The organism is Paenibacillus sp. FSL R5-0407 (assembly GCF_038009185.1).
In the GTDB taxonomy this organism is placed as follows: domain Bacteria; phylum Bacillota; class Bacilli; order Paenibacillales; family Paenibacillaceae; genus Fontibacillus; species Fontibacillus vini.
The window spans coordinates 477366-496287 of record NZ_JBBPAX010000002.1; the positions used below are offsets into that span (position 1 = coordinate 477366).

Genomic DNA, 18922 nt, shown 5'->3' on the forward strand with positions numbered 1-18922 from the left:
TCACCCATTATCATGAAGTATTTATGTAGATTTGACTTTTAGAGACTGACTTATATGATTATGGCATAGGCTTTCCCATATTAATAATATTGCAATAATATCTTTTACATATTAAAAAAATATACCAGAGAACAGAGGCAACCCATGGATATTAGACAATTAAGATACTTTTTAACCATTGCGGAAGAAGGGCAAATCACTTCTGCCGCCAAAAAACTGCAAATGGCCCAGCCTCCGCTCAGCCAGCAGCTGAAGCTGCTTGAAGAGGAGCTGGGCGTGAAGCTGGTGGAACGCGGTTCGCGCAGCATCCAGCTCACCGATGCCGGTGAAATGCTGAGACGCCGGGCGCAGCAAATCGTGGACTTGACCGATTCCGCATCGAGAGAGATTCGCGATTTTGCCAAAGGATTAAACGGCACGCTGCCGATCGGCACCGTCTCTTCCTCCGGTTCCACCCTGCTCACGGATAGATTGTTCGAATTCCATAAAACGTACGCCGGAGTTAAATTTGAAATCCATGAAGGGAACACGTTCAGGATTATCGAGCTTCTTAAGAGCGGAATCATCGAGGTGGGGATCGTCAGAACCCCGTTCCATACGGCAGGACTGGAAACCAAATATGCCGAACCCGAACCGATGATAGCCGTCATGCATCCGGATTACGACTGGAATCAAGCCCAGGACAGCATTTCGATTCAAGAACTTCGCGGGCGCCCGCTCATTATTTACCGCAGATTCGAGCAGCTTATCCGGGATACCTGCCTGAAGTCCGGCTTTGAACCGGAAGTGTTCTGCAAGAACGATGATGCCCGGACTACGCTGCAATGGGCCAATGCCGGTCTGGGAATCGGGATTATGCCCCGATCCGCCCTCAATCTGGTCAGCAGCGACAACCTGATTTACAAGGTGATCCAAAGTGAGGCTTTAAGAACTCAAATCGCCGCGATTTGGACGAAGGATCGTTATCTATCAACGTTGGCGCAGAAATTTATCGAGAGCTTCGGTAAAGAGTAAGGGGCGAGGGCGAGATCCGAATCCCGCCTATTTCCTGGGCCATCTGCAAAAAGTAGAAAATGTGCAATCATCACCGATTTGTTCACCCCTTCCGCCAAGATGTTGTTCACGATCCTCCTCCGTCTTCACTGGTCTGTTCACACTGTGAAGTTTATAATTTGGGGAGCAGCGTTCCATTAAGAATAATCCTATTGAGGAGGAGACGTGAATGAAGATCAAGGCCGTACGTAATCAAAGAGCGATGTTCAGCAAAATTCTGATCAGCATCGTGTTATGCACTTCCATCACGCTTCTGGTTTCAACATCCATTTATTACACCTACTACGTCAAAATCCAGAAGGAACAAACCTTCCTCTCCGACCTCAGCCATTTGACCCAAACCAGCAAGGAAGTCGTAAACTTGACGGAAGCGGCACAATCCTTGTCTTTTCAAATCTATCGAAACAGCACGATCTCCAAACTGATGTTTTATGAAAATCCCGATATTTACGAAGTGACCGCCGCCATGTCCGAGCTCGGCAACTATTTAAGCTCCATGCCTTATATCGAATCGATTTACGTCTACAATCCGAAAAGCGAACACATTTACATCGCTTCGTCCAAGGGACAAAACGGGGTGTTTGCCGAGCAGGAGCTGAAGGATACCGGTGTTCTGGATATCCTGGGCCATTACCGGGATTATAAACCGTTCACTCCGATTCCCCGGATCTATTCCAATGGTGCGGAGGAAGACGACCAGGTTCGGGCCTATACTTTTCTTTGTTATGATGCCATCGGTTGGGACCGTTCGATCAACTCGGCCGTAATCGTCAACATTTCCGCCGCTTGGATTAACAAGGAGATCACCACCAACCTTTTCCCTGAAAGCGCTACCTTTATTCTGGATGATCGGGGGAAGATTCTTTCCAGTCAGAGCCTGGAGGAACAAACGCTCTCGCCGGTTGAATCGGACTGGTTCAACGTTAAAATCCGGGAGCGAGAAACCGGTTCTTTTACAGCATCTTACCAGGGATTGCCATCGCTAGTATCGTATACATCCCCCGACGATCTCGGCTGGCAGTATGTACGGGTAACCCCCTATCATCTGATCACCGAACAAACGGAACGTATTTTGCAGACAACCTTGCTGATTGCCGGGGTCATTTTGCTGGCGGGGCTGCTCACCTCCTGGCTGATTTCGAAACGGCTTTATCTGCCGATCGACCGGATCGTCCGGGAAATGAACGTACTGGAGGCCGACAAACGAAACAGCATGTTTACGATCAAGCAAAATTCGCTGCGCGATCTTGTTCTGGGCCAGAAACCGCTGCACCCGTTGGACCAAGTGGAAGGCTTGCAACGGCTTGGCATCCATTTCACGTTGAATGAGGATTATCGACTGATAGTGCTGCGTATCGACCGTTACGCCGAGTTGCCGGAGGATCGTTCGTCCTACCTTCTGGCTTATAAATTCGCGATTATGAACATTGCCTCTGAAATTTTCGGGCAAACCTATCGCGTGGAGACCGTTGATATGAACGATGACAGTCTGCTCGTGCTGCTCAATATTATGGACCCGGCGGAGGACCGGGATACGGAACTGCTGGAAACGCTGCTGCGCCAAGTCCGCGAAGCCTGCGCCGATTATCTCAAAATCAGCCTGTCGGCAGCCTACAGCCCCGTCGACCGCAACCCGGCGCAATTACCGCGGCTCTATAAACAGGTGCGGGAAGCCTCCAAGCACCGCTTCTTCTATGGCCGCGGCTGCATTATTAACGCCAAAGCTATCCAGGAGCTGCAGGGTAATGTGCACCATTATCCGACCGATACGGAAAAGAAGCTGACCGACGCGCTGCTGAGCGGAAAGACGGAGGAAGCCCGGCGCTATTTTTCCGAAATTGTCCGCGGGACCACGCTGAATCCGTACCATGTGGCACAATTGTCGGTATCCCGTTTATCGGTAACCTTGAAGAGCGTGATCGACCAGATTCAGAAAAGCAATCAGTTCCGTTTCGAAGAGGAGTGGGAGCCGCCGGCCCTGGATTCTTTTGAAATCATCGATGATCTGGAGCACATCTATTTCACCTTGTTTGATGAGTTGAAGAACAAACTGGCGGAGAAAAAGAACACGAAGCAGCACGAGCTTATCGCGGAAATCGACCGGATTATCGACCAATCCTTCCACGATCCGAATTTCAGCCTGAACCTGATCGCGGACAAATTGGGTCTCTCTCCGGTATACGTCAGCCGTTTGTATAAGCAGGCGACCCTGACCGGAATTACGGAGGTCATCCTGACGAAAAGGCTGAACGAGGTGTGCAGGTTACTGGAGCAAACCGATCACTCCATTACCCTCATTGCGGAACAAACGGGATTTACAAGCAGTTCCTATCTCCACCGGATGTTCAAACGCAGCTTTGGGTCCACCCCCGCAGATTACCGGCGCTCCAAACGCCCCGCCGCCAGCAACGGTTGAATATTTAAAGGTTTGTTAGAGGGTTGGCGGTTGGCGTTGGTGGTTGGCATGAGTTTGGGCGACATGGTTAGTTGGTTGTTGGTGGGTTGCACGAGTTTGGGCGACTTGGTTAGTTGGTTGTTGGTGGGTTGCACGAGTTTGGGCGACATGGTTAGTTGGATTGTTGCACAAGTTTAGGTGACATAGTGGTAGGTTAGTTATATGAGTTTGGTTGATTAAGGTGAGTAGAGTGAAGAAGCCTCGGGAAATTAACTGTAATTCCTACAGTTAATTTCCCGAATTCAGGGTCTTTAACTAAATTAGATGTAATTCCTACATTTAATTTTGGTGAAATCGCCAATTCCAAGCCTTAGACTAGAAATTAGCTGCATGTTTTACAGTTAATTGGTCCCGAACCTCCTTTAAGCCTATAATTAGCGGTAGGTTTTACAGTTAAATTTACTCTCGAGGCCACGCCGCTCCATGTCAGGTCACTTCACCCCACCTCCCTCACCATACCACATCACTTCCCCGCACCCTCCTGGGGAATCGCCAAACCATACCCAAACTAAAAACAGACGCCGATGGGTTCACGGCGTCTGTTTCCTATTGCGTCTGTTCCTTATTAAACTATGTTTACTTGATTCCCGATTCGCTCACATACTGCTCCCACTGTTTCGTCCATTCCTGCTGCACTTTCTCCAGACCGGCCTGCTTCGCTTTCTCCATAAAAGTGGCTAAGCCTTTATCGACATCGTCGACCAGTCCTGCTTGAAGCGGATACAAGTACTGCTTCTCGACCTGCTCCAGGGCCGCTTTCTCGGCTTGGTAGGAGGTGTAATCCTCCGCGAAGCTCAGGAACAGATCCGGCTTCTGGATTTTATCCAGCTCGGCAAAGATCTCCTTAACCCCGTCAAAGCTCTTGTCGAAGAGCATATACTCCGGGTTCCGCCAAGCCCAGCCGTTCATCGCTTCCCGCGGGAAGCCGTTCGACTGGCTTGTGCCGATCATTTTATAATACCCGTCCTCCACGGTGTAGTTCGTACCCTCGATACCGTACTCAGTCAATTGGTTGTACCGTTGATCAAGCACCAGCTTTTCATAAAAAGCCAGCGCCCGTTCCGGATTCTTACTGCTCTTCGGAACCGCAAAGCCATTATGGATCGGATGCACCGGCGTTGCATAACCCGTCGTCTCGCCGAATGGCGTATAACCCAGCTCCCAGTCCGGATGGGAGGCTTGCACAGCGATCACCGACTCGTTGAAACGCGTAGGATTGTCACCGAAAATACTCGCCGCTTTCCCGGACGTCAGAGGATCCTGCATCGTGTCTTTGATGTTGAGCACGTTTTTCGGAATGAATCCTTTATCCGCCCACCGCTTCATCATCTTCAATTCTTCTTTATGTTCCTCGGAGCCCCAGAAAGAATAGACTTCCGTCGGATTCTCGTATTTGACTCCCATTCCGTAAGGGAGCGCGCCGATCATTTTATTCAGTTCGGTATAGATATAATGAAGATTGTTTTTGACGTCGCTGTTGAGCGATACCGGCATCATATCCGGCTCGTTCTGCTTGATTCCGTCCATGTAGGCTTCAAAGCTCTCCAGATCCTTGGGCACCGGCAGATCGTACTTTTTCCGCAGGTCCTCCCGCCATACAAAACCGTTGGTCACGTATTCCTTATAGGTCGAAGGAATCGTATAAATTTTACCGTCGACCTTTACGCCGTCCCACATCGATTGCGGAACAAACTTCTGCAGCTCCGGCGCCGCCTTCGGAAGCAAATCATCGAGGGCCAGGAAGGCACCCTTCTTCGCATAGGACTGATAGGAAGTCCAATCCGCCGTAAAAATCAGATCGATCGCCTGGCCGGAGGACAGTAGAAGCTTGTATTTCTGGTCCCAATCCGTCCAGCTCGTATAATTGAATTTTACCATCGTATTCAGCTCCGCTTGCGCCATTTTATTGACCTCGGCCATCACCTTGTCCAGATCTTTAGGCGCGTCGCCGAGCATGTACACCTGCAGCTCCACCCTTTTCGAAGCATCTATTCCCGTGTCAGCCGTCTGCCCTGCCGCATTAGAGCTACCATCGTTCCCGGACTTCCCGCCGCTCGAATCGTTACCGCTTCCCGCATTGTTGCCGTTCCCCCCGCCGCAGCCCGAGAGCAGCGCCATGATCAGAACCAGGGTCAACATCATCAACGAACCTCTGCTTAAAGACTTTTTCTTCATCCTGAATCCTCCCTTTTTATCGATGATTGCAATTGCTCTATGTCAGCCGAAGGTCCGGTTGCTTGTGCCGCATTCGCTCAGCCCCGCACTTCGGTTCTAACCTTTTACCGCTCCAATCGTCAAGCCCTTGACAAAATACCGCTGAATGAACGGATACAGAAACAACACCGGACCCGTAACCACGATCGCCATGGCCATTTTCGTCGACTCCGTCGGCAGATCCCCGGCGAGACTTACTCCCGTTCCTGCCCCCATATTGGCGATGAAGGATGCCGAGTTGATCACATTGTACAAATGAAATTGCAGCTGATACTTATGCGTGTCATTGATGTACAGCGAGGAACTGAACCAGTCGTTCCAATAATGCAGGGCCAGAAACAGTCCCACGGTGGCGATACCCGGCATGGACAACTGGAGAACGATCCTCCAGTAAATACGGAAGTCACCGGCTCCGTCGATTTTCGCGGATTCGAACAATTCTTCGGGTACGGCGGTCCGGATGAAATTTTTCATCAATATAATAAGAAACGGGGTCATCAGGCCCGGAAGAATGAGCGCCATGTAACTGTCGGTCAGGTGCAGATATTTCGTGTACAGGATATACCAGGGTACCAGTCCGCCCCCGAACAGGGTCGTAAAGTAAATGTAGAACGAGAAAGCGTTCCGGTATTTAAAGTCTCTGCGCGAAAGCACATATCCCGCCATTGTCATAAAGAACAAGCCCAGCGTCGTGCCTACAACTGTAGTGAAAAACGTGACTCCATAGGCCCTCAGCACGTCCTCCGGAAAGCGGAATACCGTTCGGTATCCTTCCAGTGAAAATGTAGAGGGAATCAGATGATACCCGTCCCGGATAATCGAGTCATTGGCCGTCAGAGAGGCCGAAATAATGAGCAGGAATGGAAGCAGGCAGGCTATGGAGAACAGAATCGTTACCGAATAGGACAACCCTTGCAGCAATCCGTAATACTTATCTTCTTTGATTCTCATTTTGCGCGCCCCCTTAGAACAAAGCGTACTCGTCGTTGATTTTGCGGATAATCCAGTTGACCGTCATGATCAGTATGAAGCCGAACAGGGATTGATACAGCCCCGCGGCCGTGGCCATGCCGACATCAAACGTCACCTTGAGCGACCGGAACACGTAAGTGTCCAGAATATCCGTCGTATTGTAGAGCACCCCGTTATTGCCGATCAACTGATAGAACAAATCGAACTGGCCCTTCATAATGCTGCCTAGCGCAAACAGCAGAAGCATGACGAAGGTCGTTTTCAGCATCGGCACCGTGATGTACCAGATCCGCTGGAAGATGTTCGCCCCATCGATTTTTGCAGCTTCATAATACTCCTCGCTGATCCCGGTAATGGTTGCAAGGTAAATGACCATGCTGTAGCCGAGATTTTTCCACAGGTAAAATAAAATAATGAGAAAAATCCAAATCACCGGCTTGTTGTACACGTCGACCGGCTCGGCGCCGAACTGTGCAAGCAGTGTATTCAGGAATCCGCTGTCATAGTTGAACACGTTGTACACAATGACGCTCAGGATGACGAACGAGACGAAGTAAGGCAGGAACATGATCGACTGCGTCAATTTTTTGAACCATTTTATCCGCAATTCACTGAGCAGGATCGCGCAGACGATAGCCAATACATTCCCCAACACAATGAAAGCCAGATTGTAGCCCACCGTATTCAGCGTTAATCGGAACAAAGTACCGGATTTCCAAAGAAACTCAAAATTTTTCAGGCCGACGAATGCCGAATCGAACAGCCCCGAGTTGAAATCAAACTGAGTAAAAGCATAGTAGACACCGACCATAGGAAAATAGGAATTGATCAAAAAATAGATTAATGTCGGCAGCAGCATCAGAAACAAAATCCGGTTCCGCGACAATTCTTGTAAAAAGTGCCTCATGGCATCCTTTCTCCCTCCTGCAACGTTTGAGACCACTATAGTAAAACCCCTGATTTCCGTGTAGTGAAGCTTCCCGGCATTCCTGTATTTTCCGTAAAAATACGAGGTGAACAATTCGAACATTTATGCAAAATTCCGGTTTTACAGACGAAAAGACCCGGGCATAGCGCCCTAACAGCATCCGTTAAATAAGGATATAGCTGGATTTCTTACTTTCCTCTCTTTCGTAATAATAAAAAAGGGTAATGTTTCCTGAGGATCATAATTTGGAAGGAGAGCTGCTAGTGTTTAAGCAATGGTGTAAGCTGGCTTTAATTTCCCTAATATGTATTGGAACTTGGTCCGGAGGGACCGGCGGCAGCGATGCCGCCGCGGCGGAGGCAGAGACGGCGGCCAAGCCGGCTGCGGAATGGAGCAGGCTGTATGGAACGGACGCTGCGTCTTCAAACGGAAGGTCCGTGATTCCCACAACCGATGGCGGATACATCGCCGTAGGGGAAATTGTGTACTTGTCTGCCTCCGGATATGCCACAGATCAAAAGATCTATGTCGTTAAGCTGAACAAAGACGGTGAAATTACTTGGGAGACAAAAATACAAGCCGATGCGGCCGCTGAGAAATCCGGGGGCACGGCGTATAGCGCGATCGAGACCCGGGACGGGGGTTATCTGATTAGCGGGGTGGTTACCGATGTCTCGGGCAAGTCGCGGATCGTTCCGTTGCTGGCCAAACTGGACAGCCAAGGAAATGTCGAGTGGGACAAGAGTTATGACGATTTAGCCCCTTCAACGGATCTGCACGGCGAATCGATTGTTGAATCTCCGGACGGCGGATACGTGATCACCGGCTTCAGTGCCAATTCTTATGCCGTGTCTTCCGCCTATTTGCTTAAAGTGGACGAGACGGGAAATGAAGTGTGGTATAAAACATACCGCTTCGACGCCGACATCCAATATTTTAATGAGATCATGGCGTCACCGGACGGAGGCTATATAGCTGTCGGCGCACTAGATAGCATGATTACCCCCCAACAGGACGGTTCCGTTATTGTGAAGCTGGATGCCCAAGGGGAAGTGGAATGGGAACAAACCCGGACGCTGCCTAGTTCCGGGCGAACCCTCCGTTCGATCGAACCGTCGCAGGACGGCGGGTATGTGGTTAGCGGGATGCAGCGGCAGGAAGGTGAGCAGATCGCCTTTGTGAGTAAGATTGACACCACGGGGAAAACGATTTGGGAGAAGACTTATAACCTCGGTACGGACAATGACTACCTGACCCAACTGATCATGATGGAGGACGGGTTTGCATTACTGGGGCGGCATGCTTACGGAAGCTATCCCGATACAGTAACCGAATATCAGGTGCTCCGTCTGGATGAAGGCGGCGAGGTTACCGGTACGTTTATATTTGAAGAGCCTGGCCTCGTTAATGTCGGCAATGGAGCTTTGGCTTCGGACGGCGGTTTGTTACTCTCCGGACAAATCCGGGAGAATAACAGCTACCGGATGCAGATTATCAAGGTCCTTGGAAATGGGGAGACGCTGCCGGAAGATCCGGAATTATCCGGGCTCTTGTTTGGCTCGGCCGAGGCTGATCTGGCTATCGGTGAACAGAAGCCAAGCGTTATTACAGCGGTTTATAGCGACGGCGGCACCTTCGATGTATCCGATTCAGCGACCTATGCCTCTTGGAATCCTGAAATAGCAACCGTGGATGACAGAGGTCTGCTGACCGGCCTGTCCGCCGGCAGCACGGTAATTACCGCAGGGTATGGCGGGATGGAAGCGCAGCTCATCGTACATGTCACGGACGGGACTCAAGGCCCGAATCCGGTCAACGGGCAATTCTACCTGGATTCGGAAGATTACTCGCTTTCCATTGGCAGCGAGCTCGATATTCAGGCCTGGTTTGCCGATGAGTACGGGAATGCCCGCCTCGTAAACGGGGAGACCGAGTTTACGATCGCCGATACGGCTATCGCCACGATTGACGAGCAGGGCTTTATGACCGGACTCACCCCCGGCCGGACCACGTTGACAGCCGTTTATCAAGGGAGAAGTTATACTTCGACCGTCTTGGTAGTCCGGCCTTATGTTCCGGCTGAGATCACTGAGAATTAAGATCGCGATAGTATTTGCGATTCTTTATACAAATCCAAAAAATCCCCTGTCCCCAGGGGATTTTTCTATGTCTTTCCTTGTTTATTCGCCCGCTCTTTGCTCCTTTGTCTCCCTCTCCTTAATCATTTCCAGAAATTCCAGAATGATATCGGAAACGGCATCCTCGGTAGGCGAGTGAATGTATCGGCTGACCCGCATGATATCTCCCTTGTAGAGATCGATCAGTTTCAGAACGGCATCGGGATCGTTTTGTTTCGCTTTTTCAAGTAAGTTCAGGAACTCATCATCCGGGACAACTCTTGGATCATTTTGCGTTTCCATTTGTTCACCCCTTGCTGAGTCATATTCAATTCCAGGGCAACCTCGCGCTCAGTCTTGTCTTGCAGATAAAGCTTATAAATGATCGTACGCCCCGTATTGGAAGGCAGCGCATTGATCAACTGACGGATCAACATTTTGTTGTCAGAAGATGAGGCAAAGCTGGATATGGCCGGTTCGAATCCGTTGAATGAACATTCCCGTTTTTTCACGACTTTGGCTTTGTACTGTACCCTCCAGGCGATACGGTAGACTTCCCTCCGATACTGCTCGTACGCGGTCGTTTGTTCTTTCAAAATTACCTCCCCCTTCCATATTTCATCTTCTAAGTATAGGGAAATATGAGGGTTCGTCTTACAACCATTAATATGTGATTTAATTTTAATTATAACATTTTTTCTAATTATTGGTTGTAAATGGTGGATTATTTTTTCTCTATATAAGTGAAAGGGAGTTTTCAAAGAAAGGAGGTCCCTGAACATGCAGGTTACGGATATCGTATCGATGGTTGCGAATGTCGGTTTCCCCGTTACACTGTGCTTTATCCTAATCAAATATGTGCTGCAAACGGTCGGAACCAAGCTGGATCATATGAATGATAAAATAGCTGCGCTAACGGAAGAGATTCGAAGTTTGGAAGACGGCAATGACGGCAGCGGTACAGTGGATCAAAACGGTGCTAAGCATAGATGAATGAAGGTCTGTCTATCGTTCCTAAGCCGGTATCCCCTCTTCTATTGTATGCTCTTCCCTCCTTGTCCAATTACTTCGTCCTGTTAAGTTTCATTGACCTTTGGGGTAATCGTGTTTGCCATTCCAATCAAAAATGGCAGCCGCCCATTCTGTTCAATTACAGAAACGAGGCCGGCTGCCATTTATTATGACTTATTCAAAAGGATACTTCAGTCCCCACTGTGCCCGAATCGCGTCAAGCAGCTTCAAAATCCCCAGCGACTCGTCAAGCGTAATGGCCGGACTCTCCGTAAGTCCTTCAAGCAAGCATCTGCCCACTTCCTCTGCTTCGAACGAATACCCTGTGGACAAACGTCCGTCGGTAAACTTTTCTTCCTCTTGTCCGGTTACCCGGAGAACCGCTTCGGTCGCATTCAAGAATGAAGGAATGTGGATCGTTCCTTCCGTTCCGTGAATGTATGCGTCATTCGTCAAATCCAGGCGAACCGCCCCGTTCAGCGTTGCCGTTCTGCCCTTGCCGTAATCCAACAGAATGGAAAACTTCTCGTCTACTCCGGTTTCGCCGATATCGGCAGAGCTCCAAACTTTTTCAGGCTCGGTTCCAAAAATCATGGAAGCAAAAGACACCGGGTAAATACCTGTATCCAACAGCGCTCCGCCTCCAAGCTGCGGATTAAGCAGCCGGCCCTGCGGATTCCAATCGCTGCGGAAGCCGAATTCGGCTTTAACCAGCTTAACCTCGCCGATCCGCCCTTCTTCCAACCATTTTCTTACTTGCACGATCGGTGGAAGAAAACGCGTCCACATCGCCTCCATCAGGAACAGATTTTGTTGCTTGGCCGATGAAATCAGCTGTTCCAGTTCGGCGCTGTTCACGGTAAACGGCTTCTCGCATAATACCGCTTTACCCGCATTCAAGGCGGTCAAGACATTATCCCGGTGATAAGGATGCGGGGTCGCCACATAAATCGCGTCGACGTCCGGATCATTCACCAGTTCCTCATAACTGCCGTAAGCGCGCGGCAGGCCGAATTTCTCCGCAAACTTTGCGGCGCTTTCCTTCGTACGTGAGCCTGCGGCCAGGCCCTCGCCATTGCCGACATGGGCCAAATCCTCGGCGAATTTCTCCGCGATCCAGCCTGTGCCCATAATTCCCCATTTGATCTTCTTAACTGTCGATTCTCCCATGGTTGGCTCTCCTTTTGCATACTAAATAATTTGAATTATATTAATTCTACCAAATTAAGAAGGCCAAAAACCAATATTTCACTGCAACTATTCAAAAGGATAACGCAGGCCCCATTGAGCACGCATCGTATCCAGTTGTTCCATCACCTTTAAGGATTCATCGAGTGGCATCAGGGGGCTTTCCGTTTCCCCGGCAAGAATGCATCTGCCCACTTCTTCAGCCTCGTACTCATACCCTTTTCCCAAGCGATCGTCGGTATAAGTATCCACCACTTCCCCGTCCTTATATAGGGAGACAGAGGGAGCTTTATTCATGGACGGCAGCGAGATACATCCCTTTGTTCCGTGGATGACGGCTTCATTTCGCAAGCCGAGCCGGATGGCTCCGTGCAAAGAAGCAACTTCCCCCGTGTCATAGGTCAGCAGAGCCGAAAACTGCTCGTCCACCCCTGTCCCGCCTATCCGGGCCGTGCTCCAAATTGCCCGCGGTTGAATACCGAATATCATCGAGGCGAAAGCCACAGGATAGATTCCCACATCCAGCAGCGATCCCCCGGCAAGCTCCGGATTCAGCAGCCTTGTCTCAGGCTCCCAATCGGCCATAAATCCGAACTCGGCTTGCAGGAGACGAACTTCTCCAATTCGGCCAGACCGGATCCATTCCATGGCTTTGCGTACTGGGGGCAAGAAGCGCATCCACATGGCCTCCATCAGGAATAATCCGCGCTCTCTGGCGGTCGAGATCAATACTTCCAATTCACGACTGTTTACGGTCATCGGCTTTTCACAAAGCACGGCCTTGCCCGCCCGCAGACTGTTCAGCGCATTCTCCAAGTGGTAACGGTGCGGTGTTGCGACATAAATGACATCAATATCCGGGTCATTCACCAGTTCCATGTAACTTCCGTAGGTACGGGGAATTCCGAATTGGTTGGCGAAGAGCGCCGCATTCCCGGGCTTGCGCGATCCTACCGCATAAGCGACCCCATTCGTCGTGTGGGCCAGGTCGGCCACAAATTGCTCCGCGATCGTGCCGGTCCCCATGATCCCCCACTTGACTATTCTTTGCTTCGGCTCTCTCATAGGTCTCCCCCTTTGAAGTAGGTTCTAAAAATCATGTACCCTTTATCCGGGAAGATGAAATAAACGACCTCCTTCCTAAATAAAGGCATCTTTCACTTTGATTCATTCCGTCCGAATCCTTTATACTAGAGGTTGAACAAAATGAAGTGCCGGAGGCGGATTATGCTTACCTTTGAACAAAAGCTACAAATATTGGATTCTTACCCCGAACTGGACAGAAAAAATGTATCGCTCGGCCGGGTAAATTATCAGTACGAACAAAGCGTTCACGACAAGAAAACCGTAGCCTATCATTTGCATCCTAACGGTAACGGCTTTGTCTATGCAGGACTGCTGCAGGGCTATGACGTCGATGATAAAGGTTACGTCAATATTCGGGATTTCATCGAGGAAGATTTGCGCAGTCTGGTAGCCAAGTCCATACATTCTCTCTCCATGGGCGGGAAAGCGCCGGAAACATCGGTAGTGCCCGATTATATCTCCAAGGACTCTCCCGGCGGCATCTGGACCGATGGTGACGGAGGAACACTCACGCTGAAGTATGAGGATGACCTTTGGTACATCTACTCCGGCATCAATCTGGAGATGGTATTCGAAACGCGGGAGGAAGCGGGTGAATACTTAACGGAAGAAGGCTTTAAGCCGCAAAAAAAATAACGATAATAAACGCAGCTCCGCACTTACGGGGGCTGCGTTTTTTAGAGGTTGTTCAAAAAATCATCTTTTGATCACGAAGTGTCTCAGGTTGCTTATTCGACATCGAATCTTGAACTCAGGCGGGCCTTCCGGTGCTCACGTAGGTTTTGCCTACGCTCCGCTCCTCTGTCCCTCCTTCATCCAACCTTCTTGGTGCTGAAAAGTCGACTTTTTGAACACACACTTTTAGTATTCGCAAAAAAATATTTTTAAAATGTTCAAAAAAATGTTTGATTTTAGTCACAAAATGTTCAATAATTAAGTAAGACACAAATTGTTCACAATTATCCATTGCGAAACAAAGGAGCTGACTACACATGTGGGAACCAGGGAGCAGTAAAGTTAAAAGCGGCGCATTCGGATGGATTATCGCATTAGGCGTTTTCTACGCCGTCTTCTATACCGTATTCACTCTCTATTCGATTCACGGCCAATAACCTTTCGTATTTGTAAACGTTGTCATAATTCAATTTTGATAAGCCTGCCGACCCTTGCCGCAGGCTTTTTTGCATACTATGCCGATTCCAAGCAGAAACGAACAAGACGGCTGGCCCCAGCACATCCCGGGTCCAGCCGTCTTGCTTAATCTTGCTTATTGCGCGCTGTCTAGCGCCTCTTGTGGTACTTTAATGGAAGTAATTTCGTCGTATTTAGAAATGTTGCTGTCCATTTTCATATCCAGGGAAACACTTTGTCCTTCCACATCCATATCCATCGACATTTCGACAACGGACTTGGTCGGCAAGTACGTTTCTTTATTCACCGCATACGAAATTTTGATTTCTTTAATATTCATTTGCTCCAGCATTGCTGCTGTTTGCTCGTTTTCTCCGCCAGCTTGGCTCATCAAAGACTTGGCCAGCTCCTTCAAGCCGTCGCCGGAAAGGTCTGCGGAAAGAACGAACTCATCCCCCTCTTCAACCACCTTGGCATCGTTCGAAATCGATTTAAACTGCTCCAACTGGGCTTCAGGACTAGCCGATTGCTCAAGACTCGCCATCAGCTGATCACGGGTTTCATCCGGCATCTTGACCCAGTTTCCATCCACTTTGGAGTAGATCCCTTCCTGGGTAATGTACTGCTCGATGTTCTGGCTGCCTTGATCTCCCATGGACATATCCATGACTTGATACATCGCCAACGGTTCCTTCACCATATCGATTTTCATCGTCATATCGACTTTCTGTTCCTGCTTCTGATCGCCTTGCGCCATTACGATATTTTGGTTGACCTTCGCATCCATCGAAAAGCTCTTGAGCTTTTCGCTTGCTTCCGTCGCTTTTTTGATCAACTCTTCGACTGTAGGAACTGCCGTTTCTGTATTTGCCGGTGTGTTATCGGCTGTGTTTGCTGCCCCCTGATTCGATTCGTTTGCTGCGTTGGCTGCTGCGTTAGCCTCTCCGCCCTCCAACGCTTTTTCCTTGCCACATGCTGTAATTCCTAGTACCAATACTGCTCCCAATAGTGCTGCTGTCCATTTTTTCAACTGTATATCCTCCCAATGTTATGTAGTCCCAGTGATATTACCCAAACAATAACCTCGTGTAACTGGGCGAAAAGACTTATTTCGACAACATTCTCGCTCCCCTTAATTTGGTAAAAATGTCCTATTGCTTCCGTAAACCCGGTCATTCCTCCTCATCTGAGTTATAATGATACAATGACGTCTTATCCGGAAATGTTCCGCTCACGAAAGGAAGAAATTCGATTGAAAAATTTACTCGTCACCGGTTACCGTGCGCACGAACTCGGCATATACAACAATAAGCACGAAGGAATCCCTTATATTCGGCAAGCGATCGCGGCGCGCCTGATCCCCCTCATCGAAGAGGGATTGGAGTGGGTGATTACCCCGGGCCAATACGGCGTCGATTTATGGGCCTGCGAAGCCGTATTGGATTTAAAAGAAACTTATCCGCAGTTGAAGTGTTCGATTATTACCGCCTTCAGCAATCAGGAGGAACAATGGAAAGAGGAAAAGCAAACCTATTACCGCGAGCTTATCCGCAAGGTTGACTTCTATGGCTCCGTCAGCAAAGAGGGTTATCAGGGCGTATGGCAATTCAGAGCCCGGGATGAGCTGCTGTTCCGGAAAAGTGACGGTATTCTGCTCGTTTATGATGAAGATGCCGGCGAAGCCAGCCCGAAATTCATTAAGGAGCGTGCCCTGAAAAAGCAGATGGAGGAAGGCTATGTCTACCTTCAGATCGGACCTGAGGACATCCAGGCGGTTGCGGAGGACCAGCAGGTTTGGGAGGATTATCCTTCGGACTACTCTTCGGAATAACTTCCGGAAAGGTCCTTCAACCCCCCCGGAATGCAAACGTTTGATCATTAATTCATCGATTAAATCGCAAAATAATGAATTTTCTCTGCCGTTTTTTCGATTTCGTCAATATTTTTGTCAATTTCTTCTTCCTTTTTGCATAATATGTGCTAAAATAATTCTCGAAATCGCTTTCACATCGGCAAGCTACTTTCTAAAAGACAAACGTTTGCACTAACCTATCATACCTTGCTTCGTCCGAAAAGAAATGGCCGATGTATCCATGAATTTACGAGGAGGCTTACCTAATGAACGAAAAAAACTTGCCTACTGTAGCTTATTTCAGCATGGAGTACGGACTTCATTCCGATTTTAAAATGTATGCGGGCGGTCTGGGAATTCTGGCCGGAGATTACATCAAGGGCGCAAAAGACATAGACGCGCCAATTGTCGCGATCGGGATCAAATGGAAGCAAGGTTATACGGATCAACGGATTGATGCTAACGGCAAACCTTATGACACCTACCACAATTATGTTTACGATTTTCTTGAGGATACCGGGGTAAAAGTGACCGTCAAAGTCCGCAATACCGATGTGGTCTGTAAAGTTTGGAAAACCGAGCAGTTCGGCAATAACCCGCTCTATCTGCTCGATACGGACATTCCGGAGAACGGAGATGCCTGGATTACGGGCCAATTGTACGGTTGGTTCGGCGAGGAACGCATCGCGCAGGAAATCGTGCTTGGCATCGGCGGCGTAAAGGCAATGCGTGCCCTGCAAATTCCGATCGATGTCTACCACTTCAACGAAGGACATGCCGCGCTAGCTGCTACGGAGCTGATCCGTGAGAAAATGTGCGCAGGCAAAACTTTTGAGGAAGCCTGGATGGCAACGCGTGAAGAGGTTGTTTTTACAACCCACACTCCGATTAAGGAAGGCAATGAAACTCACCCGCTCGACCGGCTTGAATACATGACAGCTTACAACGGATTAACCCGGGATCAAATGGAACGCATCGGCGGAAATCCGTTCAATATGACGGTCGCCGGACTACGTCTGTCCCGCATTTCCAACGGAGTAGCGGAACTTCATGCGGATACTTCCAACAAAATGTGGAAAGAGGTTTCCGGCCGTTCCGAAATTATCGGTATTACGAACGCGATTCATACGCCGACCTGGGTGGATGATCGGATGACCCGTGCTTATGAGGATGGCGGGGATTTGTGGGCTACCCATATGGAGATCAAACGTGAACTGATTCAATTTATCGAAGATCGTTCCGGCATTTCCCTGAACGAGGATCATCTGCTGATCGGCTTCTCCCGTAGAGCGGCTCCTTACAAGCGGAGCGACTTGATCTTCTCCCAGCCGGAGATTATCGAACCTTACCTGGAGTCCGGCAAAATCCAGATCGTCTTCTCAGGTAAAGCGCATCCGCTCGACGACACCGGCAAAAAGATCGTCAGCAATCTCGTGGCGATGATGAAGAAGTATCCTAAGAGCGTCGTGTTCCTGGAGAACTACGATATGACGATCGGCGCGCAGCTCACGCGCGGCTCGGATATCTGGCTCAACAATCCGCGCAGACCGCTGGAAGCCAGCGGCACGTCCGGCATGAAGGCCGCCATGAACGGCGTGCTCAACTGCTCGATTCTGGACGGCTGGTGGCCTGAGGCCTGCATTGATGGCGAGAACGGTTGGCAAATCGGCGACGGCTTCGAGACGACCGACTTCGAAGTGCTGGATCGCCATGACAGCGACGCCCTGTACGACACGCTGCTGAACCGCGTCCTGCCTACTTACTATGATAACCGCGACAAGTGGGTAGAAATGATGAGAAAGAGCATTGAAACCACCCGCGAAGCGTTCGCCACCAAGCGGATGCTTGAAGAGTACTTTAACAAGATGTATATTAAGGCCTAATCCATTTACCAATAATACGTATATGCATTAACGGCAGCCAGGCTGCGGTTCCTTCGGGAGCCGCGGCCTGGCTTTTTGATCTGAAATAGAGGTTGGATGTGGGAGTTAAACTTAGCACCGCAAAACCGAATACTTGATGCGCCATCGCTCCCCTCCTGTTTTCAAACTAGCTTCTCACTTCGCGATATGATGATCACTACTTCATTGGATATTTCCAATGAAAAATCCTCTATATTGGGCAGTTGAGGCGGTTCATTGGATATTTCCAATGAGTAAAGGCCAAAAACATATAATTATCTAACTTTCGGTGATTTTGATTGGAAATATCCAATTAAACTTGCTTCTCTGGTGAAATATCAACTTGTTCATTGGACATATCCAATGGGGATTAAGACGATGGACGGAAAGGTGGTTGGGTGGGCACAGTTGAGCGTTTAACAGAAAACGTGGAGCGAATGGATACCGACTGGACCAGCTAAGTATTATGTTACAGGGCTCGCAGCATTCGAACGGCAAGTTCAGCCCAGCAGACACTCCTCCAAGTTGAGTAACATGCAACCCTTGCCCCCCAAGAATAGCGAAAAGTCCAGCTTCCCAACACTGCTTGCTCCCCGCTCCGATTCAGACGGTTAAAGAAAACGGCGTTTGTTCCGATATACCTTTAGTAAACAACAACAACTACATAAAAGGAGAAAATCATCAGCATGAAAAGAACAGTCATCCCTGTATTTCTAGCTTTCCTGGCATTACTCTGCCTCGTTCCATCGGGCTTCGCCGCCGCACCCGCCGCAGCGCGGGGTTGACTCGCGATCACAAGCTGATCCTGTTGACCACCAGCGGAGCTACCATCCCCCAATTGGCCGAAATGATGAAGCAGGCCGGGGCATATCAGGCCATGAACCTGGACGGCGGTGCTTCCAGCGGACTTTACTACAACGGGAAGTATCTGACGACACCAGGACGGCAAATCAGCAACGCGCTTGTAGTTAAGTATCAATAAGAACGAAAATAACAAAAGAGGGATATCCGCGA

Annotated in this window: 17 protein-coding genes; 8 read left to right on the top strand and 9 right to left on the bottom strand. The window is 49.4% G+C overall.

Annotated features, from left to right (window positions below):
- Positions 1-144 precede the first annotated feature (144 nt).
- Positions 145-1014 (top strand): LysR family transcriptional regulator, encoded by an 870-nt coding sequence (locus NYE70_RS21380; protein ID WP_341048057.1) that lies wholly within the window; start codon positions 145-147, stop codon positions 1012-1014.
- Between the two features lie 208 nt (positions 1015-1222).
- Positions 1223-3469 (top strand): helix-turn-helix domain-containing protein, encoded by a 2247-nt coding sequence (locus tag NYE70_RS21385; RefSeq protein ID WP_341048058.1) that lies wholly within the window; start codon positions 1223-1225, stop codon positions 3467-3469.
- A 615-nt stretch (positions 3470-4084) separates the two neighbouring features.
- On the opposite strand, the gene NYE70_RS21390 is transcribed toward NYE70_RS21385, so the two are convergent.
- The 3 genes from NYE70_RS21390 to NYE70_RS21400 all read right to left on the bottom strand — a co-directional run bounded on the left by NYE70_RS21390 (position 4085) and on the right by NYE70_RS21400 (position 7601).
- Positions 4085-5683: an extracellular solute-binding protein gene (locus NYE70_RS21390; RefSeq protein WP_341048059.1), complete on the bottom strand. Its 1599-nt coding sequence runs from the start codon at positions 5681-5683 to the stop codon at positions 4085-4087.
- 96 nt (positions 5684-5779) lie between these two features.
- Positions 5780-6673, bottom strand: coding sequence for a carbohydrate ABC transporter permease (locus tag NYE70_RS21395; RefSeq protein WP_213656770.1), 894 nt, complete (start codon positions 6671-6673; stop codon positions 5780-5782).
- 13 nt (positions 6674-6686) lie between these two features.
- The gene (locus NYE70_RS21400) at positions 6687-7601 is read right to left on the bottom strand and encodes an ABC transporter permease (RefSeq protein WP_211022806.1); all 915 of its coding nucleotides are present in this window, start codon (positions 7599-7601) and stop codon (positions 6687-6689) included.
- A gap of 284 nt (positions 7602-7885) precedes the next feature.
- On the opposite strand from NYE70_RS21400, the gene NYE70_RS21405 reads away from it, so the two are divergent.
- Complete coding sequence (locus tag NYE70_RS21405) at positions 7886-9721, top strand: Ig-like domain-containing protein (RefSeq protein WP_341048060.1); 1836 nt, start codon at positions 7886-7888, stop codon at positions 9719-9721.
- A gap of 81 nt (positions 9722-9802) precedes the next feature.
- Here NYE70_RS21405 and NYE70_RS21410 read toward each other — a convergent pair whose 3' ends face one another.
- Together NYE70_RS21410 and NYE70_RS21415 are read right to left on the bottom strand one after the other, a co-directional pair.
- Positions 9803-10042 carry a helix-turn-helix domain-containing protein gene (locus tag NYE70_RS21410; RefSeq protein ID WP_211022808.1) on the bottom strand — a complete coding sequence of 80 codons (240 nt, stop codon included), beginning with the start codon at positions 10040-10042 and terminating at the stop codon, positions 9803-9805.
- On the bottom strand, positions 9994-10335 hold the full coding sequence (locus tag NYE70_RS21415) for a sigma-70 family RNA polymerase sigma factor (RefSeq protein WP_211022809.1): 342 nt from the start codon (positions 10333-10335) through the stop codon (positions 9994-9996). The genes NYE70_RS21410 and NYE70_RS21415 overlap by 49 nt, the downstream gene beginning before the upstream one ends.
- Positions 10336-10519: 184 nt before the next feature.
- On the opposite strand from NYE70_RS21415, the gene NYE70_RS21420 reads away from it, so the two are divergent.
- Entirely contained in the window at positions 10520-10732 is a 213-nt protein-coding gene (locus NYE70_RS21420; RefSeq protein WP_213656772.1) for a hypothetical protein, read from the top strand.
- A gap of 192 nt (positions 10733-10924) precedes the next feature.
- Here NYE70_RS21420 and NYE70_RS21425 read toward each other — a convergent pair whose 3' ends face one another.
- Both NYE70_RS21425 and NYE70_RS21430 read right to left on the bottom strand, forming a co-directional pair.
- Positions 10925-11920, bottom strand: coding sequence for a Gfo/Idh/MocA family protein (locus NYE70_RS21425; RefSeq protein ID WP_341048062.1), 996 nt, complete (start codon positions 11918-11920; stop codon positions 10925-10927).
- A gap of 87 nt (positions 11921-12007) precedes the next feature.
- Positions 12008-13003 carry a Gfo/Idh/MocA family protein gene (locus NYE70_RS21430; RefSeq protein ID WP_341048063.1) on the bottom strand — a complete coding sequence of 332 codons (996 nt, stop codon included), beginning with the start codon at positions 13001-13003 and terminating at the stop codon, positions 12008-12010.
- A 162-nt stretch (positions 13004-13165) separates the two neighbouring features.
- Between NYE70_RS21430 and NYE70_RS21435 the strand changes: the two genes are divergently transcribed.
- Positions 13166-13660, top strand: a complete 495-nt coding sequence (locus NYE70_RS21435) for a hypothetical protein (protein ID WP_341048064.1) — start codon at positions 13166-13168, stop codon at positions 13658-13660.
- A gap of 631 nt (positions 13661-14291) precedes the next feature.
- On the opposite strand, the gene NYE70_RS21440 is transcribed toward NYE70_RS21435, so the two are convergent.
- Positions 14292-15185, bottom strand: a complete 894-nt coding sequence (locus NYE70_RS21440) for a DUF6612 family protein (protein ID WP_213656774.1) — start codon at positions 15183-15185, stop codon at positions 14292-14294.
- 222 nt (positions 15186-15407) lie between these two features.
- Here NYE70_RS21440 and NYE70_RS21445 point away from each other — a divergent pair, with 222 nt between their 5' ends.
- Positions 15408-15986 (top strand): DUF1273 domain-containing protein, encoded by a 579-nt coding sequence (locus NYE70_RS21445; protein WP_341048066.1) that lies wholly within the window; start codon positions 15408-15410, stop codon positions 15984-15986.
- Between the two features lie 287 nt (positions 15987-16273).
- Entirely contained in the window at positions 16274-17890 is a 1617-nt protein-coding gene (gene glgP / locus NYE70_RS21450) for an alpha-glucan family phosphorylase (RefSeq protein WP_290408735.1), read from the top strand.
- Here the strand turns inward: glgP and NYE70_RS21455 are convergent.
- Positions 17880-18035: a hypothetical protein gene (locus NYE70_RS21455; RefSeq protein WP_290408734.1), complete on the bottom strand. Its 156-nt coding sequence runs from the start codon at positions 18033-18035 to the stop codon at positions 17880-17882. The genes glgP and NYE70_RS21455 overlap by 11 nt on opposite strands.
- Positions 18036-18494: 459 nt before the next feature.
- Between NYE70_RS21455 and NYE70_RS21460 the strand changes: the two genes are divergently transcribed.
- Positions 18495-18890, top strand: coding sequence for a phosphodiester glycosidase family protein (locus NYE70_RS21460; protein WP_341048071.1), 396 nt, complete (start codon positions 18495-18497; stop codon positions 18888-18890).
- The last annotated feature ends 32 nt before the right edge of the window (positions 18891-18922 follow it).

Bases quoted from the DNA above. Each gene is read 5' to 3' on its own strand.
- NYE70_RS21435 (WP_341048064.1), top strand. From the start codon at position 13,166: ATGCTTACCTTTGAACAAAAGCTACAAATATTGGATTCTTACCCCGAA.
- NYE70_RS21400 (WP_211022806.1), bottom strand. From the start codon at position 7,601: ATGAGGCACTTTTTACAAGAATTGTCGCGGAACCGGATTTTGTTTCTG.
- NYE70_RS21425 (WP_341048062.1), bottom strand. From the start codon at position 11,920: ATGGGAGAATCGACAGTTAAGAAGATCAAATGGGGAATTATGGGCACA.
- NYE70_RS21395 (WP_213656770.1), bottom strand. From the start codon at position 6,673: ATGAGAATCAAAGAAGATAAGTATTACGGATTGCTGCAAGGGTTGTCC.
- NYE70_RS21385 (WP_341048058.1), top strand. From the start codon at position 1,223: ATGAAGATCAAGGCCGTACGTAATCAAAGAGCGATGTTCAGCAAAATT.
- NYE70_RS21430 (WP_341048063.1), bottom strand. From the start codon at position 13,003: ATGAGAGAGCCGAAGCAAAGAATAGTCAAGTGGGGGATCATGGGGACC.
- NYE70_RS21380 (WP_341048057.1), top strand. From the start codon at position 145: ATGGATATTAGACAATTAAGATACTTTTTAACCATTGCGGAAGAAGGG.
- NYE70_RS21420 (WP_213656772.1), top strand. From the start codon at position 10,520: ATGCAGGTTACGGATATCGTATCGATGGTTGCGAATGTCGGTTTCCCC.
- NYE70_RS21390 (WP_341048059.1), bottom strand. From the start codon at position 5,683: ATGAAGAAAAAGTCTTTAAGCAGAGGTTCGTTGATGATGTTGACCCTG.
- NYE70_RS21410 (WP_211022808.1), bottom strand. From the start codon at position 10,042: ATGGAAACGCAAAATGATCCAAGAGTTGTCCCGGATGATGAGTTCCTG.
- glgP (WP_290408735.1), top strand. From the start codon at position 16,274: ATGAACGAAAAAAACTTGCCTACTGTAGCTTATTTCAGCATGGAGTAC.
- NYE70_RS21455 (WP_290408734.1), bottom strand. From the start codon at position 18,035: ATGGCGCATCAAGTATTCGGTTTTGCGGTGCTAAGTTTAACTCCCACA.